Origin of the sequence: Erythrobacter sp. (assembly GCF_038133525.1) — a bacterium.
Classification (GTDB): Bacteria; Pseudomonadota; Alphaproteobacteria; order Sphingomonadales; family Sphingomonadaceae; genus Qipengyuania.
The window spans coordinates 1-1689 of sequence record NZ_JAYPTL010000171.1 but is presented as its reverse complement, the minus strand read 5'-3'; the positions used below and the strand labels follow the sequence as shown (position 1 = coordinate 1689).

General features: G+C 60.9%; 1 protein-coding gene and 1 pseudogene. One reads left to right on the top strand and one right to left on the bottom strand.

Annotated elements, in window-relative coordinates:
- Positions 1-77: 77 nt before the first annotated feature.
- Positions 78-1283, bottom strand: a pseudogene (locus AAFM29_RS17650) (IS256 family transposase).
- An 82-nt stretch (positions 1284-1365) separates the two neighbouring features.
- Here AAFM29_RS17650 and AAFM29_RS17645 point away from each other — a divergent pair.
- The coding region (locus AAFM29_RS17645; protein ID WP_371830770.1) for a transposase at positions 1366-1689 on the top strand (324 nt) is incomplete at its 3' end.

Below are 1689 nucleotides of genomic sequence, written 5' to 3'. Positions count from 1 at the left end.
AGCCCGGCTACCTCCACAGCGGACGTGGGTAGCGTCCGTCAAGGTGGTGTAATTTCCCAGATGGCCTGAGGTCATGATCAGGCGGCTTTCGTGGTTATGCTTAGAATGGGGTCGATCTCCTCCTTGTCGATCTGGGCGAAGGCTTCGACCATCATGTAGCGGCTTGAAGTCTGCCATTCGTCATTCTGCTCGAACAGCACAGCGCCGATCAGACGCATGATCGATGCCTCGTTGGGGAAGATGCCCACGACGTCAGCGCGCCGCTTCACTTCTTTGTTCAGACGCTAGATCGGGTTCGTGCTGTGCAGCTTGGTTCGGTGCTGGCGCGGGAAGGCCATATAGGCCAGCACATCGTGTTCGCTGGCATCCATCAGATCGGCGAGCTTGGGCCAACGGGGGCGGAGCTGATCGGCCACGCGCTGCCATGTTTCCCCAGCATGTTTGCGGTCGGGCTGCTCGAATGCCTGCCGGATCGCAGCGGCGACAACGGTGTGCTGGCCGCGCGAGACATGAGCGAGGGCATTGCGCATCCAGTGAACGCGGCAGCGCTGCCAGGTTGCTTCGAAGACGCGCGAGATTGCGCCTTTCAGGCCAGTATGGGCGTCGCTGATCACAAGCTTCACGCCATCGAGGCCCCGGGCCTTCAGGCTGCGAAGGAAGTCCATCCAGAAGGTCTCGGCCTCTGAGGGGCCAACGCCTAAGCCAATGATTTCACGGCGCCCCTCCGTGTTGGCGGCAACGGCGATTATGGCCGCCACGCTGACGATCCGTCCGCCTTGACGCTGCTTGAGGTAGGTAGCGTCGAGCCAAACGTAGGGCCAATCCCCCGTCAGCGGGCGGTTCAGGAACTCGCCGACCCGTTCATCGATATCCTTGCACAGCTTGGACACAGTGCTTTTCGAGATGCCACTCAGCCCCATGGCCTGAACCAACTCATCGACACGCCGGGTCGAGACGCCGCCGATCCACGCCTCCTGGATCACGGCAACCAGTGCTTGCTCAGAGGTTTTGCGGGCTTCGAGAAAGCCGGGGAAATAGCTGCCCTGCCGCAGCTTCGGCACTTTCAGGTTCAGCGTCCCCAGCCGGGTGTCCAGAGAGCGGTCGCGGTAGCCGTTGCGCCAGGTCGTGCGCTGCTCGGCCCGCTCATGGCGGCCAGCTCCGATCAGGCCGTCAACATCGCTCTCCATCATCAGTTGCTGAACAGCCTCTGCGATCGAGCGCAGCAAGTCGCCCTGATCGTGCTTTTGCAGAAGCTCGGTTAGGTCCATGGTGGTCTTGGTCATCGGGGTCTCCATGTGGTCCGTGGTTGAAGTCGCCAAACTCCACCTCGACCATACACCTCGATGGCCACCTGAGATTACACCGTTGACGGCGCAGAAATTACACCACGTCCGTGGACGCTACCCGTTGCGGCTCGGGTTCGATAGCTCAGTACAACTGTTGTTTCGGGGTTCTGCGATCAGTTCTGACGCCGGTTTGCTGCTGCATCGGGAACTGGATGACGCACTTGGTCTGACCTATTTGGCAAGCGGTCTACTGGCCGATCATCGCACTGGCAAGAATGGCCGGCACACGTTTGTCGGGCTGCTGCGGCAGTCGGTTTTCTCTCGTCTGGCCGGCTATGAGGACGTCAACGATGCTGACCGGCTCTGCCGTGATCCGGTCATGCGCCAGTTGATTGGTGGTCGG